Source organism: Rhodoferax ferrireducens (assembly GCF_003347515.1).
Lineage (GTDB): Bacteria > Pseudomonadota > Gammaproteobacteria > Burkholderiales > Burkholderiaceae_C > Rhodoferax.
In genome coordinates this window covers 43,292-65,461 of record NZ_QEII01000211.1, presented here as the reverse complement: position 1 = coordinate 65,461, position 22,170 = coordinate 43,292, and the positions used below count along the sequence as shown (strand labels likewise).

Sequence of the window (22,170 nt, the reverse complement as noted above, 5' to 3'; positions counted from 1 at the left end):
GCTGCACTTCAATCGGATTTGCATTGCTGCACACCCTGCGAATTTGCCTGCGCTTCATCAGTGCAGCCTCGAATTATGGCACGTTTTATCCGGCTTTTGCGAACTGTTTTCGCCCGCGCTGACAGAGCCAGTTCTTTCGGAGGCCAAAGGCAGCTCCCCCCAACCGCGTCCCATCACCACCCAGCCGCCACTCACTTGGAGCGGACCCGCCAATTCATACGCGGCCTTGGATATGACATATTCCTATTGGCACTCCTACTGGAGCCAGTTCACAATCCGCCGAGTGATCCTCGGACTCAACCAACAATCGTAGAAGCCCTGTTTCATTTAATTGTCAACCAGTCAAGTCAAGCCACAAAACCCGGATTGGGCAGCCCGCCCGTTATCTTGGGTGCATTGAGCTTGCGTGCCGAAACCTTACCACCACGGGCCTTGAGCCAGGTTTCCACCACGTCCCACACCAGCGGATTGCCAGCGGTCTTGGCCTCTTCGGCCACTGGCGCCCAACCAGCCACTTTGTATTTCTTACTGGCTTCGATCAGCTTGCCTCCCAGGCGCAGGTCGCCAATTCGGTTGCCCATGGTGCCCAGCGGGTTGCAGCTGTACTGCAGACCGCCCACGCGCACCATGTCGCCGCCCTGCTGGTAATACGGATCGGGGTTGAACAGGTTGTCGCACACATCCTCTAGCACAGTCTTGATGGTGTCGCCGCTCATCTCGGAAACGGTGGCATATGAGTAAGTGGTGGCCGTCATGTCCATTAACCACTCTCGAGTGATGGCCTGGCCTGGCAGTAGCGTGGTACCCCAGCGAAAACCGGGCGAAAAAGCAATCTCTGCGCCCTGCACATCCATTAGCGCGTCCACCAGCAATTGGTCACCGGTGCCGTTGAAGTTACCCCGACGGTACAGCGTGCCTTCGGTAATAGCGAGTTTCTCGGCCAATTTCCCCTCATAAGGCGCGCGGATCTTGGTGATGAGTGCGTCCATCTCCTCATCAGCGGGCAGCATGTTGGCAAACACCGGCAGCAACTTGTAGCGGAAGTCAGCAACTTTTTTGTCCTTGACGTCAAAGTCAATCACGCCCAGGAATTTACTGTTAGAGCCGGCGTTGGTGACGATGGTCTTGCCGCCCTTGTTACTCACAATGGATGCCACGGGCATGCCGTCGTGGGTGTGCCCCCCCATGATGGCATCGATGCCGCTGACCCTGCTGGCCATCTTCAGGTCCACATCCATGCCGTTGTGACTCAAGACGACAACGACCTGTGCGCCTTTGTTCCGCGCCTCATCCACCATCTTCTGCATGTTGTCGTCCTGGATGCCAAAGGCCCAGTCGGCCACCATGTAACGAGGGTTTGCAATCGGGGTGTATGGAAAAGCCTGCCCGATGATGGCGCAAGGCACGCCGTTGATTTCACGGATTACATAGGGTTTGAACACCGGGTCACCAAAATCATTGGTCTTGACGTTTTGCGCCACAAAATCAACCTTGCCCTTGAAGTCTTTCTCGATGATTTCCTTCACCCGCTCCATGCCCAGTGTAAATTCCCAGTGCCCGGTCATGACGTCCACGCCCAGCAGTTTGCAGGCATCAACCATGTCTTGCCCATTGGTCCATAACGCCGTCCCCGAGCCCTGCCAAGTGTCGCCACCATCCAGCAGTAGTGCGCCGGGCCGACTGGCCTTCATGCGTTTGACCAGTGTTGCCAAGTGAGCAAAACCGCCAACCTTGCCATAACGACGCGCAGCCTTCTCGTAGTCAAGGTAACTCAACGCATGTGCTTCAGCGGTGCCTGGACGCACTTTGGAAACCTTCAGCAAATGCTCACCCACCAAGTGTGGAAGATTGCCTCGCATTGACCCAATGCCAAGGTTGATGCTGGGTTCACGAAAATGGATTGGCTTGAGCTGCGCGTGGCAGTCGGTCATGTGCAGAAACGATACATTGCCGAATTTTGGAATGTCGTACAGACCATTGGCGGCCGTGGCCGCATCGGCTTCAGCGTATGTGCCCAGACCCATGCCAGCCATGGTGCCTGCGCCCAGCACTTGAAAAAATTCGCGTTTGGTCAAATTCATTTTTTGGAATCACTGAATTAAAAAATCGAAACAAACCCGGGCTGGCCGGGTTAAAGCAAAGCCGGTCCGGCTTATTGATTGACCGGAGACTTCGGATCTACCAGCAGTGCCACGACGTGCGCCACCTGAGCTTCAGTCAGGATTCCCATGTGACCGGCGCGCGGCATGTTGGAACACGCGTTGTAGGCTTTGGCATTCCAAATCTTCCCCCATGTATATTCAACAATGGCCTTGGAAGCTGCGCTGTTTGGATCATCAGTCACGCCGCGCAACTTGCCGTAGTTGTAAAGACTGGGGCCAATCGTCCCGAAGGAAATTTCCTTCTTGTCGATCTGGTGGCAGTTGTAGCAGTTACCGCCGTTGGGCATTTTGGCGTCATCGGTGTAGGTCAAGCCACGCCCGCTCTGTGCGATTTTTTCGCCCTCTTTCCAATCACCGAGGAACTTGCCCGCAGTCGGCCACTTGATACTTTTCAAATTTTCAGCCTCAATGGCTCTGGCCGTTGTTTCGTCGAGCGGCTTGCCAGCCACGTCGGCAGCGCTGCACGCACGATTGGTATCGTCTGTGTCGAGCACAGACACCTTCACAATGCCCTCATCACGGAAGGAAGCCTTGACGATGTCAGAGGTCAGTTTATCCAGATTGACAGGACCAGGAGTTGTGGTGCAGCCAGCGACCACAGCAGCGACAGCCAGCAGGCACAAGGTGATTTTGTATTGCGTTTTCATGAGGTTTCTCCTGCTTGATCAGCGCTTGAGGGCCGGGGCAACAGACGCAGAACCCGCACTGTTAACACCGAGGTAAACACCTAGTGCCACGGTAGCGTCGCTGGCAAAACCAGGGTATGGAAAGCGCTGTTGGCGGTAGCAATCGTTCAGGCGTTGCTGCATGCCCCACATCTGGCCATTGGAAACGCGGTAGGCGGGCCAGGCAGCAAAGCCGATGCCATCGCCTGGGTTTTTAGTCAAGTTGGGCAGGTCTTGCAGACGGATGCGGGTATTGTCTTGCCCATGGCACGATGCACAAGAAAAATCATGCGGACCACCACGCTGGAAAAACAGCCGTTTGCCCACTTCGAAAAATACTTTCTCTTGGGTATGGGACTGCGAAAGACTGAACTTCATGCCCTTGGATTCGGCCGAAATCCAGGTGGCGAGCGCTGTCAGGTTGATCTGTTCGCCTTTACCAAAAGGCGTTTTAGCGATCTCAGCGGCATTGAACCCCTGGAGCGTTTCCATGCAGGTCAATAGACGCGACTCCAGATCCTGAACCTTCCGGGTATCAGCAAAGTGGCGCGGAAGCTCCACAAACACACCTTTGACCACGCCAGGGCCTTTGCCCAGATCGCATTTCTCCAACGAGGTGTTTTTCGGACCACGTTTTTGCTTCCACAAATCTTCGCCCTTGGCCTCAAATAGTTCCGCCGGATTGCCATCCTGCAACATAGCGCGGTATTCCTCGATGCTTTGGACCGCAGACTTCTGCGCCAATGCAACCGTAGTTACCAAGCTACCTAGTGCAAACATCGAAACAGCTTTATTCATTCTCATAGTCACCTCTTGTAGTTTTGGAAATTTCCGGTAGCAAAAAAGGCGAAGCAAGCCCCACCATTTTTTGAAAGATTCGTCCAAGTCAAGATGCGGTAGCTTCGTCGGTACGGGTCTCGCCCTTGGTGTCTTTCCAGGTCACTCCGATCTTGTCGCCAGCCTTGGCGCCCTTGACGACGAACTGGAGAAACGGATTCTTGGAAACCGCCGGTCCCCAATCGGCCGTCAAAATGACCTTGCCGTTATGCGTCGCCGTCACCTCCTGGATGAACCAGGCGGGAACAATTTTTCCCGCCGAATCCTTGCGTTGACCGGATTCCATTTCGTGACTCATCAAAACACGAACGGTTGCTTTGTCGCCGGCTACTTGGGCGCGAATGCGCATTGGATCTGCCATGATTAACTCCTGATATCAAATGAATTGAAAAAATGACTGGGGTGTGATTAACCGCCACAACCACCGAGCGTGACCTTGACTTCTTTTTTCGCAAAAAAAGCCTTGCCATCAGCCATCACGGCGACGGCATAAACATCGGATGACTGCCCCATCTTGGACCGTGTGGCGAAGCTGGCGTCCACACTGTCAGTTACGTTGAACTGAGCCACCAAGGCAGCCGGGTTCTTCTCAACCAGGATCAGAATCTGTTTGACGCCGCCTAATGTGGTGCTGGCAGTAAGTGGTACCACCGCACCGTTTTCAGCGATGTCAGGACCGCCGATGAGCACATCCTTGCTTTCGACCGGTGCACCAGCGCCCAGCGCCTTGAGCACGTCAGCCAGGCTCTTTGCTTCAAAGGCAGCCTTATCGTAGGCAAAAGCGTACTGAGGGAACAGGCCCGTGGAGGCCAACAGGCCTGCCACAAGGGCGCTTCGTTTGAGTGTCTCGCGACGAGTTTGCATGTGAATCTCCTTAGTTAAGTCAATGCTAATGAAAAAATTGATGCGAATGAATTCGCAAATACCCTACCTTCCGGCACCCGAGGCCAACCAGACTGCAACCGTCTTCGCTTCCCCGTCCGTCAAGGTCTGAGCCGGCATGGGTATCGGGCCCCATACGCCTGCGCCGCCCGACTTTATTTTTCCGGTCAGGTAGTCCGTCTTGCCGGCATGCTTCTTTGCAATGTCCATGAAACTGGGGCCAAGTATCTTCTTGTCCACAGCATGGCAAGCCGTGCAGTTGTTCTTTTGCGTCAGCGCCAGCGCAGCCTTGTTGTCCGCACCCGATGCGTCAACCTTGAAAGCAGTTGCTGGCTTGGCTTGCGCACCGGCCTGCGCTGCAGCGGCGGCCGCAGGAGCTGCGACAGGCGCAGGGACAACATCGCCTGCCTTGACCTCGGGGCGCGTAGTGTCCACGCCATGCTGGGCTCCCACTGGCCGGTTCTGCTCAGCCAGGTTGCCGTGTGCATTGCGCGCAAAGTCGGGCAGGAAGGATGCCACTTTCGGCTCCGGTGCACAGTCCTTCATGCACGCCACATTGCCGGTGTCAGACTTTTTGGCGCCGCCAAACTCTTTACCTGGCCACAGATTGTGCTGGGTCGTCATGCCATTGCGATTTGGCATGCGATCCTGCACTTCACGGATGTTCTTGTCGGACAGTGTAAAGTTGTCAGGAACAACGCCACTGAGGTTCAACAAAAATGCCGTCACTGAATAAACTTCTTCAGTCGTCAACGACTTCGGAGCAGTCCATGGCATGGCGCGATTGATGTAATCCCAAAGTGTCGACAATGTCGGGACTTTCATCAAGGTCGTGCGGCCAGGGTAGCCCGGATTAATCAGATTTGCGACTCGACCCTTCTTGATGTCGTCTGGGGTTACACCGCCAACCAGCGGGCTAAACACCTCACCTGACTCACCAAAAATGCCGTGACACTGGGCGCATTTTCCCTCCCATACATCTTGCCCCTTGGCCACCGTGCCCGAACCTGCTGGCAGACCCTTGAAGTCAGGCCGCACATCGATATCCCATGCAGCCACTTCTTTGGGCGTCGCCGCGCGGCCAACACCCGGGTAATTGCTGGTGGATTGCGCGCCTGCGAGACCCGCTAACGCGAGCATGGCACTTGCCAAAACTACTTTACGAAACCTGAACATTTTTCACCTCGCCGTTTTCTTGCACCAACCATGACTGAATGGCGTTGTTGTGATAAATCGAGCGAGTACCGCGCACGGCACGAAGCTGCTTGTAATTGGACTGCACAAAGCCCGTATCATCCGTGGCGCGGCTCTGAATAATGGCCGACTTGCCGTCCCACACCCAGTCCAGGTTAAAACGCGTCAAGGCCTTGGAAAGCACCGGCGTCTCCAGCCTGGCAGTGCGCCAGTTGCGGCCACCATCCACCGACACATCCACTTTTTTGACCTTGCCACGACCCGACCAAGCCAGACCGGTAATGTTGTAAAAACCTTTGTCCAGCAACACCTGCCCGCCAGAGGGCGTGGTCACCACACTTTTGCATTCCTGGATGCTGGTGTACTGACGCTGCAAGCCATCGGGCTGCAAATCAATGTAATGAACCGCCTCGTCCTTGGCGGCATAAGGCATATCACCGACTTCGATGCGTCGCAGATACTTCACCCAGCTCACACCCTGTATGCCCGGAACAATCAGACGCAGCGGGTAGCCTTGCTCGGGGCGCAGCATTTCGCCGTTTTGCCCGTAGGCCACAAACACTTCGCCGGACTTGATCAGGCTCATGGGGATGGTGCGCGTCATGGAAGATCCGTCAGCACCCTCTGCCAATACAAACTTGCCATTTTTGAGATCGGCGCCCGCCAACTCTAGCAAGGTAATAAGTGGCACACCGGTGAACTCGCTGCATGAAATCATGCCGTGCGTGTACTGGGCCGTGGGCACGGCCACATTGCCCCACTCCACCGCCGTGTTGGCACCGCACTCGATAAAGTGAAAGCGCGACACCGAGGGCAAGCGCATGATTTCGTCCAAGGTGAAGACCTTGGGCGACTTCACCATGCCATTGATCATGAAACGATGCTTCGACGGATCAATATCCCACCAGCCCTGGTGGTGACGCTCGAAGTGCAACCCGCTGGGTGTGACAATGCCAAACAACGATTGCAGCGGCGCAAACGACACCGAAGCCTGTGTCGTCTGGGTCAGCCCCGGACTTTGACGACGCTGAACATTGGCTTCGAATTGAGAGGGCTTGCCGTAGCTGCCATCAGAAGCCACACCTTGACCCAAAGCCTTGCTGTGCTCAGGCAAGTTCAGAATATTGGGATCACCGCCTTCGGTAGGAACGGGATTCCCCTGCGCCATCGCAGCAGGCACCGCAAGGCCGGCCGCCGCCGCGGCAAATGCGCTTCGGATGAAGTCGCGGCGGCCATTCTTAGCCTCCGCCAAAACAGCCTTGATGCCATCCCGGTTTAAAAAATTCTCGGGGGCCTTTCGGACCCTCCCCGAACTCACGTCATCTTGCATTACACAATCTCCATTAACGAATTCATTGGGCCTGCGAACAGACCGCCGTACGTATGAGCACCACTGAGTCTTCAGCAATGCGATAAAACACCTGCGCCCCGCTTCGCCGCTTAGCCACCACACCCGCCCGATACAGCACGTTCAGATGCCGGGACATGCTGGGCTGCGAGACAGCGATTTCATCCATCAAATGAGAAACATTTTTTTCACCCACACACAACGCACAAATGATGCGCAGCCGGATGGGCGTTGACAGCACTGCAAACAACTCACCAGCTCTTTCAAAGACAGATGACGATGTTTCTTCAAGTGCTTTTTCTTTCATTCTTTACATTCATATATCCACATTCACGAATATAACAAATAAACGAATTAATGCTGTAGGGGTTTGCACTAAGGGCGGTCCAATTGATCTGAAACATTGGCAAAAACTACTTGAACTGGTAGTGATCACGGTTCAGAACCGCCGCGATCGATGTGACTTCTTCAGGGAAAAGCCCAAGGTTAAGTTCGGTATTGCACGACTCCACCATGCCACGCAAAACGCCCGGCGAATTCACGCGGCCGGCGGGTTTGTAAATGGCACTTCCGTCGCCGCCCACCTTCTGCTGATGGCAGGCTGAGCACTTGTTCTCCGCAATGAGACGTTCTCCAAGCTTAATATCTGCGCCCTTGTAAAGCGCCGGCAACTCCTGAGCCAGCAGCGGCGACAGCATCATTGATAAAGTGAGAAAAGTGATATTTTTCATGCGGCTGGGCTTTCTGTTAGGCGACGGACTGGAAGAGCCTCGAACTAGAAACGATGGCTGTACATCAATTGAAGATTCATCTGCTCATGCGAGATCGTCACGCCAGCGCTGCTGGTTACGGTGGTGGCGGGAGCCATGGTCAAAGACGCATTGAAATCGCCAGCCGTTGAGAACTTGTAACCCAAGCCGAAGGTCACGTGGTTCTTCACAACCGCGGGGAACAAGGGATTAACCGTGGTATCCGGGATGGGGTTGTCGGCCACATTCAACCCGGCGCGCAGTGTCACCTGCTCATTGGCTTTCCAGGCGACCCCCAAGTTCAAGACCGTTTGATCCTTCCAGTTTTGGGGCAGTTCAAAGTTGACTGAACCGCCCATGCCGACACTGTCATAGCGCATTTTGAAACTTTTCATCACCTCGGCCCACCCGATGGATTTGATGTCTGCCGCGAACAACAAGGAAGGTTGCGCCTGCCAGCTTGCCCCGACGGCCAGCACCGCAGGCATCTGGAAGTCAATGACGGAAATGCTGCCGTTGTCAACAAAGCCGGGAGCGGTCATGCTGGCGGCACTGGTGGATGTTTTCATATCGTCCAGCATGGACTTGAACCGATAGGATGCGCCCACGCGCCATTCTCTATTGACATTGAAGGTGGCACCGATCTTGGCACCAAAGCCCGTTGCCTTTGCCGCACCGGTAAATTTGTTGTCGTCAGAAAAATTGATACGGGCCCAGGGCGCCCCTGGCGACGCCGCCAAGCCTCCCAGCGCCCCAGCGATACCCCCGCTTGCTCCGGTCACCATACTGGCCAACGCCGAGGCGGGCGCCGCCGCCATCAGCATGTCCAACCCTGCCCAGATGAAATCCACAGTAGCGCCAATGGTTACGTCAGGATTCACCTGATATGCCAGCGGGATGATGACATTGCCCACGCCAAGTTCAGAGCGAACCGGATCGCCGGACCCCATCGCCATAAAGGAGTTGGCTTCGTATTCAGTACCCATGCCGCCCTGAGCAAAAACGCCAACACCGTAGGTCAGCGCACCCGTGCGCTTCGTGTAGCCCAAAGCAGGCATCGTGTACAAGGTGCCGCCCGATGAAGCGCTCATGCCCGGCACGCTGCTGGTGACCTTGGGGCCAAGAAATCCAAGGGCCAGATCAAGGTGCGATCCATCAGGCATCAGCGCCAGCGTTGCCGGATTTTGGGCCATGGCTCCGGTACCGTTATCGAAACTCTGGGCGGCACCGCCCATGCCGGTGGAGATCGGGCCGTAGCCCTCCATCAGCATTCCGTTGGTGGCCATGGCCGCGGTCATCGGGCCCGCCATAGCCGCAATCGCAGCCAGCTGACGAACCACTTTTGCCGTTTCTTTTTTGTTCATCCAATGTCTCCTAGTATTCTTTTATTCAGGATGAAGCGGTCAGAACTCGCCCTTGGCGGCACGATCCATCATGATGTAAATGGTTTCGCGCACTTTCCAGGCTTCTTCTTTCAAAGGCGAAGGCAACTTGCGACCCATCTTGACCATCATGTCCATGTTGAGGGTGTAGATCCACAAGCCATCGTCCTTCTCGACGACAGTCAAGCGGCAAGGCAGATAGGCCCCCATGTGCGGGCTGAAGTCCACCATCATGCGTGCGGTCTCAGGCGAGCAATAGGAATAGACCTTGAGGAATTTTTGTTTCTTGCCGGTCCGCGCTTCGAGCTCCTTCGACAGGGGTAATTCGCCGACGCCTTTCATATTGCGTTCGGCCGAAATCTGGGTGAACACCGACTCGATATCGGCAACCGTCACGCCAGCCTTGACCTTGCGCTCCCAGGTGGTAGCCACTGCAATGTCGCCGCCGCTGTCCACCCAGCGGTCCCACATCTTGCTGGCTTCAGCACCGGCGCCGTCTTCCAGCTTGCCCAGCGTACTGATGGAGCCACAGCCGGTCAAAAACACAGCAACCAGCAAGGGCAGCCATTTCAAATAACTTTTCAAAACGTTCACTTTAAATTCCTTGATTCAGTGTGATTTCCGTCGATACGGAAACCAGCAACAGCAACATGTTTAATTCCGTTACTGATGTAAATCAATGATGCGTCAAAAAACTCAGCGCTGGCACTAGGAACAACCCTATACCATGCAGGGTATGGTATGAAAAAGCCGGAGGAGCCAGGCAAGCGCGGCGATCTGGCAAACTGAACGGATTTCAACCATCGCAACAATGGATTCCCATGGCAACCAAAAGCACTCCAAGCCAGCCTGCACCTCTCACCACCGCTTCAGACTACCGTGCTGATCACCAAAAAGATGTGGTTAACCGCTTGCGCCGAATCGAAGGACAGGTACGTGGATTGGTCGAAATGATCCAGAGCGGGCGGCCGTGTGAAGACGTGGCTCTGCAAATGTCTGCGGCGCGCAAGGCCATGGACAAGGCTTTTTACCGGATGATGGCCTGCTCTGTGATGGAGGCCGTCTACGAATCCAAAACTGACGAGCAAGCCATTCTCGAAGTAGAACGCTCGGCCCGCCTGCTTGAAAAATTTGGATGACCGGCGCGTACCGCCTGCAATTTGACTGAGGCGCCCCCTCTCCCGTCTCCAATGGCTCGGACTGACAAAGGTTCCGGCGTCTTCTTCAATCCGCGATCGTCAGCGTCACAAGGGGTCGTGGCGTTCCGGTGACAAGGATAAAAACCAGCTACCCATTTGGGCTACTCGAAATTACCCTTCGCGGTGATAGACGCACCGCAACGCCTATTCAAAAATAGGCGCAGTGGGCACAGTGCCGTTTCTATGGCCAAGTTTGTGCTTTTCCACCACATGAATCGGCTGCAATCAGCCAACCAACGGAGACAAAACATGGAATTCAACAAGGAATTTGACGCATCGGGCCTGGCCTGCCCGCTGCCCATCGTAAAGACCAAAAAGGCGCTGTCCGACATGATTTCCGGACAGGTGCTGCGCGTCATCTCGACCGATCCGGGCTCGGTGTGCGACATGGCGGCCTTCGCCGAACAGACCGGCAACGCGCTGCTGGAACAAGGTAGCGAAAACAGCAAGTTCGTGTTCTATCTCAAAAAGGCCTGAGAAAGAGACTGTCAATCCACCCCGGAGCACACGCATGGCAACAAAAAAAATGGCGCTGATCGCCACCAAGGGCACGCTGGACATGGCCTATCCGCCATTCATCCTGGCCTCCACGGCGGCAGCGCTGGGCTGGGACGTCCAGATTTTCTTTACTTTCTACGGCCTGCAATTGCTGCGCAAGAGTCTGGACGATATCAAGATCAGCCCGCTGGCCAATCCCGCCATGCCGATGCCGGTGCCCATGCCGGTGATGGTGCAAATGCTGCCGGGCATGGAATCCATGGCAACGATGATGATGAAGAACAAGATGAAATCCAAGGGCGTGGCGTCGCTGCAGGAACTGCGCGACATCTGTCTTGAGGCGGAAGTCAAGTTTGTCGCTTGCCAGATGACGGTGGATCTGTTTGAGTTTGAGACCAGCGAATTTATCAAGGAGATCGAGTACGGGGGGGCCGCCACCTTCATGAAGTTTGCCGGCGAATCCGACGTCTGCCTCTTTATCTGACCCTGGCCATGGCTGACACAATCAATCCGGCCACGCTGGTCGTCTGGGGCGGCTTCCTGCTGGCCTTTATCTTTGGCGTGGTCGCCAACAAGACCAATTTTTGCACCATGGGGGCGATCTCGGATGTCGTCAACATGGGCCACTGGGGTCGCATGCGCATGTGGTTGCTCACCATTGCCGTGGCCATGGTGGGTGCCAACCTGCTGTATTACTTCGGGCTGATCGACCTGTCCAAATCCGTCTATCACCGCCCGGCTCTGCCCTGGCTATCCCTGCTACTCGGAGGCGCCTTGTTTGGCGTGGGCATGACGATTGCAGCGGGCTGCACGAACAAGAACCTGGTGCGCCTGGGTGGGGGCAGCGTGCGCTCGCTGGTGGTGCTTGTGTTTCTGGCGATTTCGGCCTACATGACGCTCAAGGGCCTGTTTGGGCAGTGGCGCGCCAGCTATCTGGATCCGGTGTCCATCGACGTATCTTCGCCGGCGTTGCCCCAAGTCCTAACCCAGCTAACCGGTCTGCCCGATAAAACCGCCCTGCTCGCTACCGTGGCAATGGTCGGACTGGGTCTGCTGGTGTTCGTCTTCAAGGACAAACGCTTTCGCGGCAATCTACCCCACGTGATCGGATCGACTGTGCTCGGATTGCTGATCGTCGCCGCCTGGTACCTCACCGGGAGCTTGGGCCATGGCGAAAATCTCGACACGCTGGAGACCGTGTATTTCGCCACCAACACCCGTACGCTGGAGTCCATGAGCTTTGTGGCGCCGACGGCCTACAACCTGGAGCTGCTGATGTTGTGGACGGACAAGTCCATGCGGGTGACTTTTGGTGTCGCCTCGGTGATCGGCGTGGTCCTGGGCTCCTTTGCCTATGCCATCGGCACACGCCAGTTTCGCTGGGAAGGCTTCGCCTCGCTGGAGGATCTGCGCACCCAGTTGATCGGCGCAGTGCTCATGGGTTTCGGTGGCGTCACGGCTCTCGGCTGCACGATTGGTCAGGGCTTGTCCGGTGTCTCAACGCTGGCGCTGGGCTCGTTCGTCGCGCTGGCAGGGATCGTCGGCGGTGCAGTGGCCACGATGAAGTGGCAGCAGCGCTGAGACGCCGCCTCAAATGTAGTGTTTGGAGGCCCGACGCCGCCCCGGCAAGGCCTTTTGAATGATGACGCCACGCACGGCCGACACATCCGGCAGCGGGACATCGCCAAAGGCCGGGTTCAGCGGATGCAGCACCCAGGCCGTGCCCGCGCGCAGCAACTGTCTAAACGTCCATTCTTCCTTGTGCCACGCCAGCACAAAAGAGCCGTCTTTCGCCAGCCCTTCAGGCTCGATGATGATGATTTCGCCCTCCAGGAACTCGGGCGCCATGCTGTGACCCAGCACCATCAGCGCAAAGGACTCGCCGCCCGCACAGTCGGGCATGGGCGCATCCTCCACCGCAGGTGAGGCATCGGCATAGGTGGCCCCGTGAGGCGCTGTTGAATTCATGGGCAGATTCATAGGGTGGGTGACGCTGCGCTACAGCACCTGGGTAAATATTTGCGCCGCCGCCACGCCCGCAGCGCGCAATTCATCGTGCAGTGTGCTGATAAATTCCGATGGCCCAGCCAAATAAAAATCGCAATCAATATCGAACAGGTCGGCCCGCATCGCCTGGGCGATCTGCCGGGCGCCGACCGTCACATCCGCATGTGACACCAGCTCGTATTCAAACTGGTCCAGCGCCTCGGACCAAGCGCGACACTGGTTACTGGAAAAGTGCCCGTCGCTGCGTGTCGCCAGCCAGAACAGCGAAAGCACGGGCGCGACATCCAGCGACAGCGCATGTTCGATCAAACTCTTGATGGGGGCAAAGCCGGCGTCGCAGGCGGCAAAGACCAACGGGCGATGTCCGTCGGCCAGCACGAATTCACCCGTTGGCCCCAGCACGGTCACGGCAACGCCGGGCTGGATGTCGCCCGCAAACAGATGTCGCGCCAGCTCATCGGACTCGTCACGGGCGATGAAGAAGAGCAGATTGCGGTCGTCACACGGGCAACTGGCAATCGGGTAAGTGGTGTGAGCATCGCCGCGGCCCGGCAGGGTCCAGCCCAGCAGCACTAACTGCCCCGCGAGAAAGCGCAGTCGATGCGTGCGGGGGGTCTGCAAATGCAGCAAGCGCGTGTCCGGCGCGAGTTCGCTGACCGCGCGTACCTGGGCCACGATTTGCTGCTCGGGAATATCCTGCGGGCCGCTGGCCTCCAGCATCTCCAGCGTGAGTTCACTGCTGGCGGCGGTGTGGCAGCACATCAGCGTGTAGCCCTGCGCTTTTTCGGCTTCCGACAGCGGGTAGTCGAAGTGCTGGGTCTTCACGACTTCGCCGGAGATCACGCGCACCTTGCACATACCGCAACTGCCATTGCCGCAGCCGTAGTTCAGCCGGAGGCCGGAGTGCAGACCCGACTGCAACAGGTTGGCATGCCCCTCCACCGAAAACTGGTGCCCGCTCGGGCGCACCGTGACCTGTGCGGTCATGATCTTGAGCATATCGTCCATCACTTCCAGCATATCGACCGACTCGGTGGCCAGGGCCTGTGCGAGGCCTTGGGTCAGCTGTTGTTCCAGTTCCCGCCATGCGGCGTCGCCGGGACGCTCGGCGACGAGCTCCCGTGTGCGCTTTTGCAGCGCAATCACCAGGGCGTGGTAGCGCTGCAGGTGCTTGCGCACGTCAGCCAGTTCCTGGCTTTGCGCAAACAGCCTTTGCGCCAGGACCTCCTGGCTAGGCAACATGCGCTCACGCACCCGTCTGCCAAACGCCTCGTCCCGGATTTGTGCCACGCGCTCCAGCAAACCCGAGGCCTCCAGTTGCGCGTCTGGATAGAGTTGCAGCAAGGCGTCGGTGGAGACCAATCCGTCATTCAGGGCCAGGGCGCCATTGCGCACCTGCTGCTGCAAAACCCCGCGCGCCACGCCCAGCAACTGGGCCGCGCGCCAAACGCTAAGCTGATGTGACATGGTGTTTTTATGCTATATATTTAATAGCTGCTTGCGCCCTATTTCAGAGGGCTAGAAGCCTATTTTCTATAAATTTCCGAGGAAAATCGGCGTCCACGGCCAGTGCGGGCGCAGCGATGCGGTCCAGGTAGCGGGCGCGGTACAACAGCCGTGTTTGCAGGGGATCGTCCACAAAGCCCGCACGGTCGTGCAGCACGTTGTTGCACACCAGTCCCATGCCGGGCGCCAGCGTCAGGCGAAAAACGTGTGGGCTGTCGCTGGCCAGCAACTGCGCCAGAAACGCCACGGCGGCACGGGTTGGCGCATCGTCCTTCCACAGCACACTGCGCGTGCGCGCGGTGTAACGCATGTGCAGCGCGCCGCTGCGCTCATCCACCGAGAACACGGGCCCGGTCTGCGCGGCACGGGCGATGCCCTCTTCATCCAGCCGTTCGGGGATGGTCATGGCGTTCGGCGCCATCAGCGCGCGCACCCAGTCGGGGTTGGCTTCGCGCAGGGCGATGTAGGCCATTTCATGGTCCATCAAGGCGGTCTCGCCACCCGCGCTTGCGGCGCGCACGCAGTGCAAAATCATGGCCCGGATCTGGCGGGACGCCGGATGGTAGTAGCCATCCGTGTGCCACTTGATGGGGCGGTTGGTGTAGGGGATGAAGGCGGTGCGCTCGCCCACGCTGGCGGCCACCGCAATCTGCGAAATACCATCTTCATCCGCGAGCCAGTTGGCATCCAGCCGGATCAGGCCCAATTGTTCGCCCACGCGGCGCGGAATACTCTTATCCGCGCCGCGTTGGGGGCTGCGGTAGATAGCCATGTTGGCCGTGGCACAGCGTTGCAGCAGCGCATTTTGTTCAGCCTCGCTCAAGGCACGGGGGTCGCCCACATCCACCAGCAGGTCCTGCGCGCAGGTCGGATGGCTGGCGCGCTTGGCATCACGCCAGCGCCGGTAGGCGGCTTGGTTGTCCAGATTGAAGGGGGTATTCATCATGGTTCTCGCCTCAGTCGGCTGTGTTGGCTGCGCGGGAACTCCGCGGCGCCCGGGGTTCGGTGGACAGCACGCCCTGCATGGCGCGCTGCAGGGTAAGCACGGCCTCGGGCACTTCGGTGGCCATGATCTGATCGACGACCCAGCGCTGGTCTTTCTCCGGCATGAGCGCCTCGACGCGATGGCCCAGGTAGCGCACAAAGGCAAAGTCCGGTCCGTCAGGGCCATGGCCGAAGTCGGCGTAATGGTCGGCCAGTTCATTGAACAGCACGATGAATTCGTCGTAGTGGCTGGGCTGCCCGGCAGGCGGTGCGCCCAGCAGGGTGTCCTCGTTTTCCTGCAGCACCTCGGCCACCCGCCGCACCAGTGCGGTGATGAACTCGGCGCGCCCCTCGCCCCCCATGCGCTCAAAGGCCATGCGATCCAGCACCTGCGTCAGAAACACCAACACTTCGCGCGTGAAAGCAAAATATTGCGGCCCCACCTCAATGTCAAAACGCGCCGATCGCATCTGCTTGAGCATGTTCTGCGCCACCCGCCAGGCGATGAACGCCATCGCACTGGCGGTCTGCTGCGGCGTTTTGGCGGCGCCGTTACGAAACCACTGACTCTTGATTCTGATGTTGGCCATATCAAACCAGCGAACGTGCGGAAATCCGGCCGCCGCGCCGGGCCGCCCCAAGCAAGGCCAGCCCCCTTGGGGGGCAGCGCAGTACACGCAGTGACAAGCGTGGGGGCATCAATAGCCGCCCTTGCCAAGTGGCTGGGGTAATCCGGCCACCTTGGGCCCCTGCTTGGCCGGCCCCACGGGAAACAGGTCATACAGGTATTTGCTGTCCACTTCGGGCCGTATTTCCGTCATGCCCTTGAGCATGTTGCGAAAGGTCGGCGTGTGGCCGTGTTCGCGGTACTCGTCGCGGAGGTAGTTCACAACCTCCCAGTGCGCATCGGTCAACTCGATGTTTTCCGCTTGCGCAATGACGCGCACCGCCTCGTCATCAAACATCGGCTCCAGCAGGAAGCCCTGCTCGTCAGCCTCGTGCTCTGCACCGTTGATGTTGTAGCCCATTTTTGCAGTCTCCTTCTTCTGGTTGCCAAAGAAAATTTCTACACGGCCGCTGCTGACTTGTGCGGCACAAAGATCCCGCAGCCGAGCAAGCGGTAAGGACCCAGGCCATGCTGCTGCAGCCGCAACGACTGCTCCGGTGGCAGTGCGTGCAGCATCAGGCTGAAGGTGTTGAGGACAGCGCCAGATACCAGCATGCCTTGGCGCTTGCCGCAAACCCGCTCGCCGCTGATCTCCAACTCCGCCAGCGCGCGATCCACCGCCGCCATGAAGGACATTTCGTCCGCACTGTCGGCCGCCACTCGGTAGGCATACAAAGTGGCATGGGGCTGCAGTTCGCGCAGGTGCGGCACGCCCAGGCGCAAGAGGTGGCCATCCACGCCAAGGTCAAGACGGGCCACCGCCATCAAGTCGCCCAAACGCGACGCGCCCACCCGCAGCAGCAAGCGGGCTCGCCGGGACAACAGGGCGTGATTCTCAGTGCCAGGGACCAGCTTGATGGGGTGGACTCCCGCCAAAGCGTCCGCTTCCAGCCAAGGCAACTTCGCGCACAAGGCCTGCTGTAGCGCCTGAGCATGATCGCGTACCAAGACCTGCCCCTCGATGGGAAACACGGCGTCCACCGTGGCATCACCCAAGGCTTGCAAGGCCGTCATGCCGGATCCTGCGCTTGCGGCAATGGCTGAGGTTGCGTCTGCGCCCAGCGCAGCAGGGCCTCGCCCCAAAGACGCGCCGTCTGGGGGTCAATCTCAAACACGGTGAACCGGCTTTTTTCGCGGATACGCGTGCGCAGCAAGCTCATGCCGCCGGCGTCATAGTCCAGTTGCTGTAACTCGATGACTTGCCCGCCCAGGGGACTGGTCAGTTTTTCAAGCGGAGTAATGGTCGTCATGGTGCTATTTGGCGCAATGGCGGCCGTGCCGTCTATTACCGGCACGGGTGGGGATGTATAGCCCTAATGGGTAGCACAAAATAATCAACGAGGGTGATAGCGCCCGCCGTAGCCGGACCCTACGATCTACCCCAGAGTTGACAGTGAACCGGCCCGAAGAGGCACACGTCAGCCAGGAATCGACAGATCGGCGCATCGCATTCGCCGCCTTGACAGGAGACATACCATGAGCAAGAAACCGCACGACACCCCCATGCTCGACCAGCTCGAGAGCGGTCCGTGGCCCAGCTTTGTCACGGGTTTGAAACGTCTGGCCAAGGACAGCGACTACATGACCGACCTGATGGGTCAACTGGAGCACTCCTACAAAACCCGCAAGGGCTACTGGAAGGGCGGCACCGTCGGGGTCTTTGGTTACGGCGGTGGCGTGATTCCCCGGTTTTCCGAAGTCGCAGAGATGTTTCCCGCCTCCAAGGAATTCCACACGCTGCGGGTACAGCCGCCAGCGGGCATGCACTACAACACCGAGGTGCTGCGCAAGATGTGCGACATCTGGGAGCGTCACGGTTCAGGCCTGATCGCCTTTCATGGCCAGTCCGGCGACATCATGTTCCAGGGCGCCAGCACGGCCAACGTGCAGGGCGCGTTCGATGAGCTGAACGAACTCGGCTTTGACCTCGGTGGCGCCGGCCCGGCAGTGCGCACCAGCATGTCCTGTGTCGGTGCGGCGCGCTGCGAACAGTCCTGCTTTGACGAGGCACGGGCGCATCGCCAGGTCGTCAACACCTTCCTGGACGACATGCACCGCCCGGCGCTGCCGTACAAGTTCAAGTTCAAGTTTTCCGGTTGCCCGAATGACTGCATGAATTCCATCCAGCGTGCCGACATGGCCGTAATCGGCACCTGGCGCGACAACATGCGTACCGATGAACCCCTGGCGCGCAAGTGGTTCGCCAAGCATGGTTTGACCGAACTGGTGAACGATGTGGTCAGCCGCTGCCCCACCAAGGCCATCATGCTCAAGGAGACCAAGGACGTCTCAAGCGGCCCGAAGATCACCAGTGTTGCCCTGAACGACACCCAGTCGCTGGAAATCGACAACGCCAACTGCGTGCGCTGCATGCACTGCATCAACGTCATGACCGGTGCCCTGGCCTCGGGCACCGACAAGGGCGTGACCGTGCTGATGGGCGGCAAGCGCACGCTCAAGATCGGTGACCTGATGGGCACGGTGGTCACGCCCTTCATGCCCATGAAGACCGACGAGGACTACCAGGCCCTGGTGGAACTGGCCAAGAAGTCGATCGACTTCTTCGCTGAAAACGCGCTGGAGCATGAGCGCACCGGCGAGATGATCGAGCGCATCGGGTTGGTCAACTTCCTCGAGGGAATCGGGCTGGAGATCGATCCCAATATGGTGTCCACACCACGCACCAACCCCTATGTGCGCACGGACGGCTGGGACGACGAAGTGGCCAAGATCAACGCCCGCAAAGCGGCGGCCTGAAACTCTCAAGAACACAGGAAGACAACCATGGCAACCATGCGCACCCCCATCGAGAGCGGCGTACCTGACAACAAGCAGTACATGCATCCGCTGATGCTCAAAAATTACGGCAACTGGAAGTACCACGACCGGCCGCGGCCTGGTGTGCTGCACCATGTCTCGCACACCGGCGACGAAATCTGGACCGTGCGCGCCGGCACGCAACGGCAAATGGACCTGTTCACCATCCGCACGCTGTGCGACATTGCCGACACCTATGCTGACGGACATGTGCGCTTCACGATCCGCTCCAACATCGAGTACATGGTGTCCGACCCGCAGCGCGTGGCGCCGTTGGTGGACGCGCTCACCAGTAGCGGCTTCCCGGTAGGCGGCACGGGCAACTCGGTATCGGCCATCGCCCACACCCAGGGTTGGCTGCACTGCGACATTCCGGGCACCGACGCATCGGGCGCGGTCAAGGCCCTGATGGACGACCTGCACGCCGAGTTCATCAAGGAAGAAATGCCTAACCGGGTGCACCTGTCCACCTCCTGCTGCGAGATCAACTGCGGCGGCCAAGCCGACATTGCGATCATCATCCAGCACACCAAACCGCCCAAGATCAACCATGATCTGGTGGCCAATATGTGCGAGCGCCCCACCGTGGTGGCGCGTTGCCCGGTGGCCGCGATCCGGCCCGCCATGGTCAACGGTAAACCGTCGCTGGAGATTGACGAGGCCAAATGCATGTGCTGCGGCGCCTGCTACCCACCCTGCCCGCCGATGCAGATCAACGACCCCGAGCACAGCAAGCTGGCGATCTGGGTGGGCGGCAAGAACTCCAATGCGCGTGGCAAACCGACCTTCATGAAGATGGTGGCCTCGGGCCTGCCCAACAACCCGCCGCGCTGGCCCGAGGTGTCAGCCATGGTCAAGAAAATTCTGTACACCTACAAGGAAGACGCGCGTTCGTGGGAGCGGGTTTCGGACTGGATCGAGCGCATCGGCTGGCCCGCCTTCTTTGAGAAGTGCGACCTGCCGTTTACCAAGTACCTGATCGACGACTGGCGCGGTTCGCGCGCCAGCCTGAACGCATCGACCCATATCCGTTTTTAATTGCCCCGGAATTGAACCCCCATGAAATTCGGTTTACTTATCAGTGAAGGCCCCTACACGCACCAGGCGTCAGACAGTGCCTATCAGTTCGTGGTAGCGGCCCTGGAAAAAGGTCACGAAATCCAGCGCGTATTTTTCTACCATGACGGCGTCAACAACGCGACCCGGCTCACCGAGCCACCGCAGGATGACCGCAACGTGGTGAACCGCTGGTCGACCCTGGCGGCCGAGCACAAGGTGGATTTGGTGGTCTGCGTGGCGGCCGCCTTGCGTCGAGGCATCAAGGAAGAAGTGCTGGCGCCGGGCTTTCGCATCTCGGGCCTGGGCCAATTGGTGGACAGCGGAATCAAGGCGGATCGCCTAGTCACGTTTGGCGATTGAACAAGGAAGACACCGAAATGAGCGAACAGCAAGCAAGCCCGGCCAGCGGACCCAAAGTGAAGAAATTCATGTTTGTCAACCGCAAGGCCCCCTACGGCACCATCTATGCACTCGAAAGCCTGGAGGTGGTGTTGATCACCGCCACCTTCGATCAGGACGTGAGCCTGGTCTTCATCGACGACGGCGTCTATGAGTTGGTCAAAGGGCAGCAAACCAAGGGCATCGGCCTCAAGAACTTCTCGCCCAGCTACCGCGCGCTAGACGGCTACGACGTGGAAAAACTCTACGTTGACCAAGCCTCGCTGGATCAGCGCGGCCTGACCGAAAAAGACCTGCTGGTTCCGGTCGAGGTGCTCGATGCCCAGCAGATGGGCCAACTCATGGCGCAACAGGACGTGATCCTGAGCTTCTAAAGACCGAGGAAACCACCCATGTTGCACATCGTCAATAAATCACCCTTTCAAACCAGCACGCTGGACACTTGTTTGCGCATGGCCCAGGCCGGGCACGCGCTGCTGCTCATCGAAGACGGCATTTATGCCGCCACCGTGGGCAGCGCTGCGGAGGCCCGGGTCCGCCAGGCCTGCGCCACGCTCAAGGTCTACGCCCTGCAACCCGACATGGACGCCCGCGGCGTGACGGCCAAGCTGATCGACGGCGTCACGCTGGTCGATTACCGCGGCTTTGTGGACCTGACCGTGGAACACCCCACCTCGCATTCCTGGCTGTGAATAAAACACGGCTCGCTTTAATTTTTTTATCTGGAGAACAACATGAGTTTTGAAATCAACGGCAAGAACTATGAAACCGACGAAGAGGGCTACTTGCTGAACCTGGCCGAATGGACCACCGACGCCGCCGCGCACCTGGCGGAAGAAGAGAAGGTGCCACTCACCGAGAACCACTGGGAAGTCATCAATTTCCTGCGCGAGTATTACAACGAGTACCAGATTGCGCCCGCCGTGCGCGTGCTGACCAAGGCTATCGGCAAACAGTTTGGTGAAGAAAAAGGCAACAGCAAGTACCTGTACGACCTGTTTCCCTATGGCCCGGCCAAGCAGGCCTGCAAGATCGCCGGCTTGCCCAAGCCCACTGGCTGCATCTAAGGCGCCCCGCCATGTCATTGCTGACGATTTTCTACTCGGTGTTGCTGTATGCGGCCACAGCGGTGTTGGTCGTCGGCGTGGCGCTGAAGGTACGCCGGTACGCCAAGACCCCGGCGCCCTTGAAGATTCCCACCACGCCTGCACCGACGACCCGTGCCGGGGTGGGTTGGCGTATGGCCCGTGAAGTTGTGTTTTTCGAGAGCCTGTTCAAGTCCAGCAAGTGGACGTGGATTTTCGGCTGGACCTTTCACTTCGCGCTGCTGCTCGTGGTGTTGCGCCATGTACGTTATTTTCAGGAGCCGGTGTGGTTGCCGGTCGTCTTGATTCAGCCCTTTGGCACCTACGCAGGTTTTGCCATGGTGGCAGCACTGGGTGGCCTGTGGGCGCGGCGCTGGCTGGTGGATCGGGTGCGCTACATCTCCACCCCGTCCGACCATCTGATGCTCGCACTGCTGCTGGCCATTGGCCTGAGCGGACTGGCCATGCGCTTTGTAGCCCACACCGACATCGTGGCCTTGAAGGCTTTCATACTGGGCTTGATGCGGTTTAGCTGGCAAGCCCTGCCCTCCGACCCCATTTTGCTGGTGCATCTGGCGCTGGTGGCCATGCTGATGATCATCTTCCCCATCAGCAAGCTGCTGCACGCACCCGGCCTGTTTTTCAGCCCCACCCGCAACCAGGCCGACAACGCCCGCGAGGTGCGGCATATCTCGGCCTGGGCCGCCGCGCTGGACAAGCAACCTTAAGC

At 58.5% G+C, this 22,170-nt stretch carries 29 protein-coding genes; 11 read left to right on the top strand and 18 right to left on the bottom strand.

All coding sequences use genetic code 11. The annotated features are described in order from the left end of the window. Window positions 1-347 precede the first annotated feature (347 nt). From soxB to C5P05_RS03155, 11 genes are all read right to left on the bottom strand, one after another. On the bottom strand, window positions 348-2,081 hold the full coding sequence (gene soxB / locus C5P05_RS03205) for a thiosulfohydrolase SoxB (protein WP_114968424.1): 1,734 nt from the start codon (window positions 2,079-2,081) through the stop codon (window positions 348-350). 71 nt (window positions 2,082-2,152) lie between these two features. Next, entirely contained in the window at window positions 2,153-2,809 is a 657-nt protein-coding gene (gene soxX, locus C5P05_RS03200; protein WP_114968423.1) for a sulfur oxidation c-type cytochrome SoxX, read from the bottom strand. A gap of 18 nt (window positions 2,810-2,827) precedes the next feature. Next, window positions 2,828-3,625 carry a sulfur oxidation c-type cytochrome SoxA gene (gene soxA / locus C5P05_RS03195; protein ID WP_114968422.1) on the bottom strand — a complete coding sequence of 266 codons (798 nt, stop codon included), beginning with the start codon at window positions 3,623-3,625 and terminating at the stop codon, window positions 2,828-2,830. Window positions 3,626-3,713: 88 nt separating this feature from the next. Continuing rightward, window positions 3,714-4,025: a thiosulfate oxidation carrier complex protein SoxZ gene (gene soxZ, locus C5P05_RS03190; protein ID WP_198674604.1), complete on the bottom strand. Its 312-nt coding sequence runs from the start codon at window positions 4,023-4,025 to the stop codon at window positions 3,714-3,716. Window positions 4,026-4,072: 47 nt separating this feature from the next. Next, window positions 4,073-4,528 carry a thiosulfate oxidation carrier protein SoxY gene (soxY, locus tag C5P05_RS03185; protein WP_114968420.1) on the bottom strand — a complete coding sequence of 152 codons (456 nt, stop codon included), beginning with the start codon at window positions 4,526-4,528 and terminating at the stop codon, window positions 4,073-4,075. Window positions 4,529-4,591: 63 nt separating this feature from the next. Then, window positions 4,592-5,722, bottom strand: a complete 1,131-nt coding sequence (locus C5P05_RS03180; protein ID WP_114968419.1) for a c-type cytochrome — start codon at window positions 5,720-5,722, stop codon at window positions 4,592-4,594. Beyond that, complete coding sequence (gene soxC / locus C5P05_RS03175) at window positions 5,706-7,070, bottom strand: sulfite dehydrogenase (RefSeq protein ID WP_114968418.1); 1,365 nt, start codon at window positions 7,068-7,070, stop codon at window positions 5,706-5,708. Before soxC ends, C5P05_RS03180 begins: the two co-directional genes overlap by 17 nt. A gap of 22 nt (window positions 7,071-7,092) precedes the next feature. Then, window positions 7,093-7,395 (bottom strand): ArsR/SmtB family transcription factor, encoded by a 303-nt coding sequence (locus C5P05_RS03170; RefSeq protein ID WP_114968417.1) that lies wholly within the window; start codon window positions 7,393-7,395, stop codon window positions 7,093-7,095. Window positions 7,396-7,501: 106 nt separating this feature from the next. Further along, a complete protein-coding gene (locus C5P05_RS03165) occupies window positions 7,502-7,819 on the bottom strand; it encodes a hypothetical protein (RefSeq protein WP_232834323.1) in 318 nt (105 codons plus the stop codon). A 44-nt stretch (window positions 7,820-7,863) separates the two neighbouring features. Continuing rightward, entirely contained in the window at window positions 7,864-9,201 is a 1,338-nt protein-coding gene (locus C5P05_RS03160) for an OmpP1/FadL family transporter (protein ID WP_114968416.1), read from the bottom strand. Between the two features lie 39 nt (window positions 9,202-9,240). After that, window positions 9,241-9,813: a DUF302 domain-containing protein gene (locus tag C5P05_RS03155; RefSeq protein ID WP_114968415.1), complete on the bottom strand. Its 573-nt coding sequence runs from the start codon at window positions 9,811-9,813 to the stop codon at window positions 9,241-9,243. Between the two features lie 227 nt (window positions 9,814-10,040). On the opposite strand from C5P05_RS03155, the gene C5P05_RS03150 reads away from it, so the two are divergent. The 4 genes from C5P05_RS03150 (at window position 10,041) to C5P05_RS03135 (ending at window position 12,497) form a co-directional block, all read left to right on the top strand. Beyond that, window positions 10,041-10,358, top strand: coding sequence for a metal-sensitive transcriptional regulator (locus C5P05_RS03150; protein WP_114968414.1), 318 nt, complete (start codon window positions 10,041-10,043; stop codon window positions 10,356-10,358). A 309-nt stretch (window positions 10,359-10,667) separates the two neighbouring features. Further along, on the top strand, window positions 10,668-10,895 hold the full coding sequence (locus C5P05_RS03145) for a sulfurtransferase TusA family protein (protein WP_114968430.1): 228 nt from the start codon (window positions 10,668-10,670) through the stop codon (window positions 10,893-10,895). 34 nt (window positions 10,896-10,929) lie between these two features. Continuing rightward, a complete protein-coding gene (gene dsrE2, locus C5P05_RS03140; protein ID WP_114968413.1) occupies window positions 10,930-11,400 on the top strand; it encodes a sulfur carrier protein DsrE2 in 471 nt (156 codons plus the stop codon). 8 nt (window positions 11,401-11,408) lie between these two features. Then, window positions 11,409-12,497, top strand: a complete 1,089-nt coding sequence (locus tag C5P05_RS03135) for a YeeE/YedE family protein (protein WP_114968412.1) — start codon at window positions 11,409-11,411, stop codon at window positions 12,495-12,497. A 9-nt stretch (window positions 12,498-12,506) separates the two neighbouring features. On the opposite strand, the gene C5P05_RS03130 is transcribed toward C5P05_RS03135, so the two are convergent. The 7 genes from C5P05_RS03130 to C5P05_RS03100 form a co-directional block, all read right to left on the bottom strand. Next, the gene (locus C5P05_RS03130) at window positions 12,507-12,884 is read right to left on the bottom strand and encodes a S24 family peptidase (protein WP_198674603.1); all 378 of its coding nucleotides are present in this window, start codon (window positions 12,882-12,884) and stop codon (window positions 12,507-12,509) included. Between the two features lie 30 nt (window positions 12,885-12,914). After that, the gene (locus tag C5P05_RS03125; protein WP_114968411.1) at window positions 12,915-14,390 is read right to left on the bottom strand and encodes a 2Fe-2S iron-sulfur cluster-binding protein; all 1,476 of its coding nucleotides are present in this window, start codon (window positions 14,388-14,390) and stop codon (window positions 12,915-12,917) included. 43 nt (window positions 14,391-14,433) lie between these two features. Beyond that, window positions 14,434-15,375, bottom strand: a complete 942-nt coding sequence (locus C5P05_RS03120; RefSeq protein ID WP_114968410.1) for a TauD/TfdA family dioxygenase — start codon at window positions 15,373-15,375, stop codon at window positions 14,434-14,436. 10 nt (window positions 15,376-15,385) lie between these two features. Continuing rightward, window positions 15,386-16,003, bottom strand: a complete 618-nt coding sequence (locus C5P05_RS03115) for a hypothetical protein (RefSeq protein ID WP_114968409.1) — start codon at window positions 16,001-16,003, stop codon at window positions 15,386-15,388. Between the two features lie 108 nt (window positions 16,004-16,111). After that, window positions 16,112-16,441: a TusE/DsrC/DsvC family sulfur relay protein gene (locus tag C5P05_RS03110; RefSeq protein ID WP_114968408.1), complete on the bottom strand. Its 330-nt coding sequence runs from the start codon at window positions 16,439-16,441 to the stop codon at window positions 16,112-16,114. A gap of 38 nt (window positions 16,442-16,479) precedes the next feature. After that, on the bottom strand, window positions 16,480-17,094 hold the full coding sequence (gene cas6, locus C5P05_RS03105; RefSeq protein WP_114968407.1) for a type I-MYXAN CRISPR-associated protein Cas6/Cmx6: 615 nt from the start codon (window positions 17,092-17,094) through the stop codon (window positions 16,480-16,482). Continuing rightward, window positions 17,091-17,330, bottom strand: a complete 240-nt coding sequence (locus C5P05_RS03100) for a DUF6967 family protein (protein ID WP_114968406.1) — start codon at window positions 17,328-17,330, stop codon at window positions 17,091-17,093. The genes cas6 and C5P05_RS03100 overlap by 4 nt, the downstream gene beginning before the upstream one ends. 226 nt (window positions 17,331-17,556) lie before the next feature. Here C5P05_RS03100 and C5P05_RS03095 point away from each other — a divergent pair, with 226 nt between their 5' ends. Genes C5P05_RS03095 through C5P05_RS03065 form a run of 7 tightly spaced genes read left to right on the top strand, consistent with a single transcriptional unit; the run spans window position 17,557 to window position 22,168 of the window. Continuing rightward, window positions 17,557-18,837 (top strand): sulfite reductase, dissimilatory-type subunit alpha, encoded by a 1,281-nt coding sequence (locus tag C5P05_RS03095; RefSeq protein WP_114968405.1) that lies wholly within the window; start codon window positions 17,557-17,559, stop codon window positions 18,835-18,837. 27 nt (window positions 18,838-18,864) lie between these two features. Then, a complete protein-coding gene (dsrB, locus tag C5P05_RS03090; RefSeq protein ID WP_114968404.1) occupies window positions 18,865-19,935 on the top strand; it encodes a dissimilatory-type sulfite reductase subunit beta in 1,071 nt (356 codons plus the stop codon). 21 nt (window positions 19,936-19,956) lie between these two features. Then, a complete protein-coding gene (gene tusD, locus C5P05_RS03085) occupies window positions 19,957-20,316 on the top strand; it encodes a sulfurtransferase complex subunit TusD (protein WP_114968403.1) in 360 nt (119 codons plus the stop codon). A 17-nt stretch (window positions 20,317-20,333) separates the two neighbouring features. Next, on the top strand, window positions 20,334-20,729 hold the full coding sequence (gene tusC / locus C5P05_RS03080) for a sulfurtransferase complex subunit TusC (RefSeq protein WP_114968428.1): 396 nt from the start codon (window positions 20,334-20,336) through the stop codon (window positions 20,727-20,729). 18 nt (window positions 20,730-20,747) lie between these two features. Then, complete coding sequence (gene tusB, locus C5P05_RS03075) at window positions 20,748-21,047, top strand: sulfurtransferase complex subunit TusB (protein WP_114968402.1); 300 nt, start codon at window positions 20,748-20,750, stop codon at window positions 21,045-21,047. Window positions 21,048-21,089: 42 nt separating this feature from the next. Then, window positions 21,090-21,422 (top strand): TusE/DsrC/DsvC family sulfur relay protein, encoded by a 333-nt coding sequence (locus tag C5P05_RS03070; RefSeq protein WP_114968401.1) that lies wholly within the window; start codon window positions 21,090-21,092, stop codon window positions 21,420-21,422. A gap of 11 nt (window positions 21,423-21,433) precedes the next feature. Beyond that, window positions 21,434-22,168 carry a respiratory nitrate reductase subunit gamma gene (locus tag C5P05_RS03065; protein WP_114968400.1) on the top strand — a complete coding sequence of 245 codons (735 nt, stop codon included), beginning with the start codon at window positions 21,434-21,436 and terminating at the stop codon, window positions 22,166-22,168. Window positions 22,169-22,170: the final 2 nt, after the last annotated feature.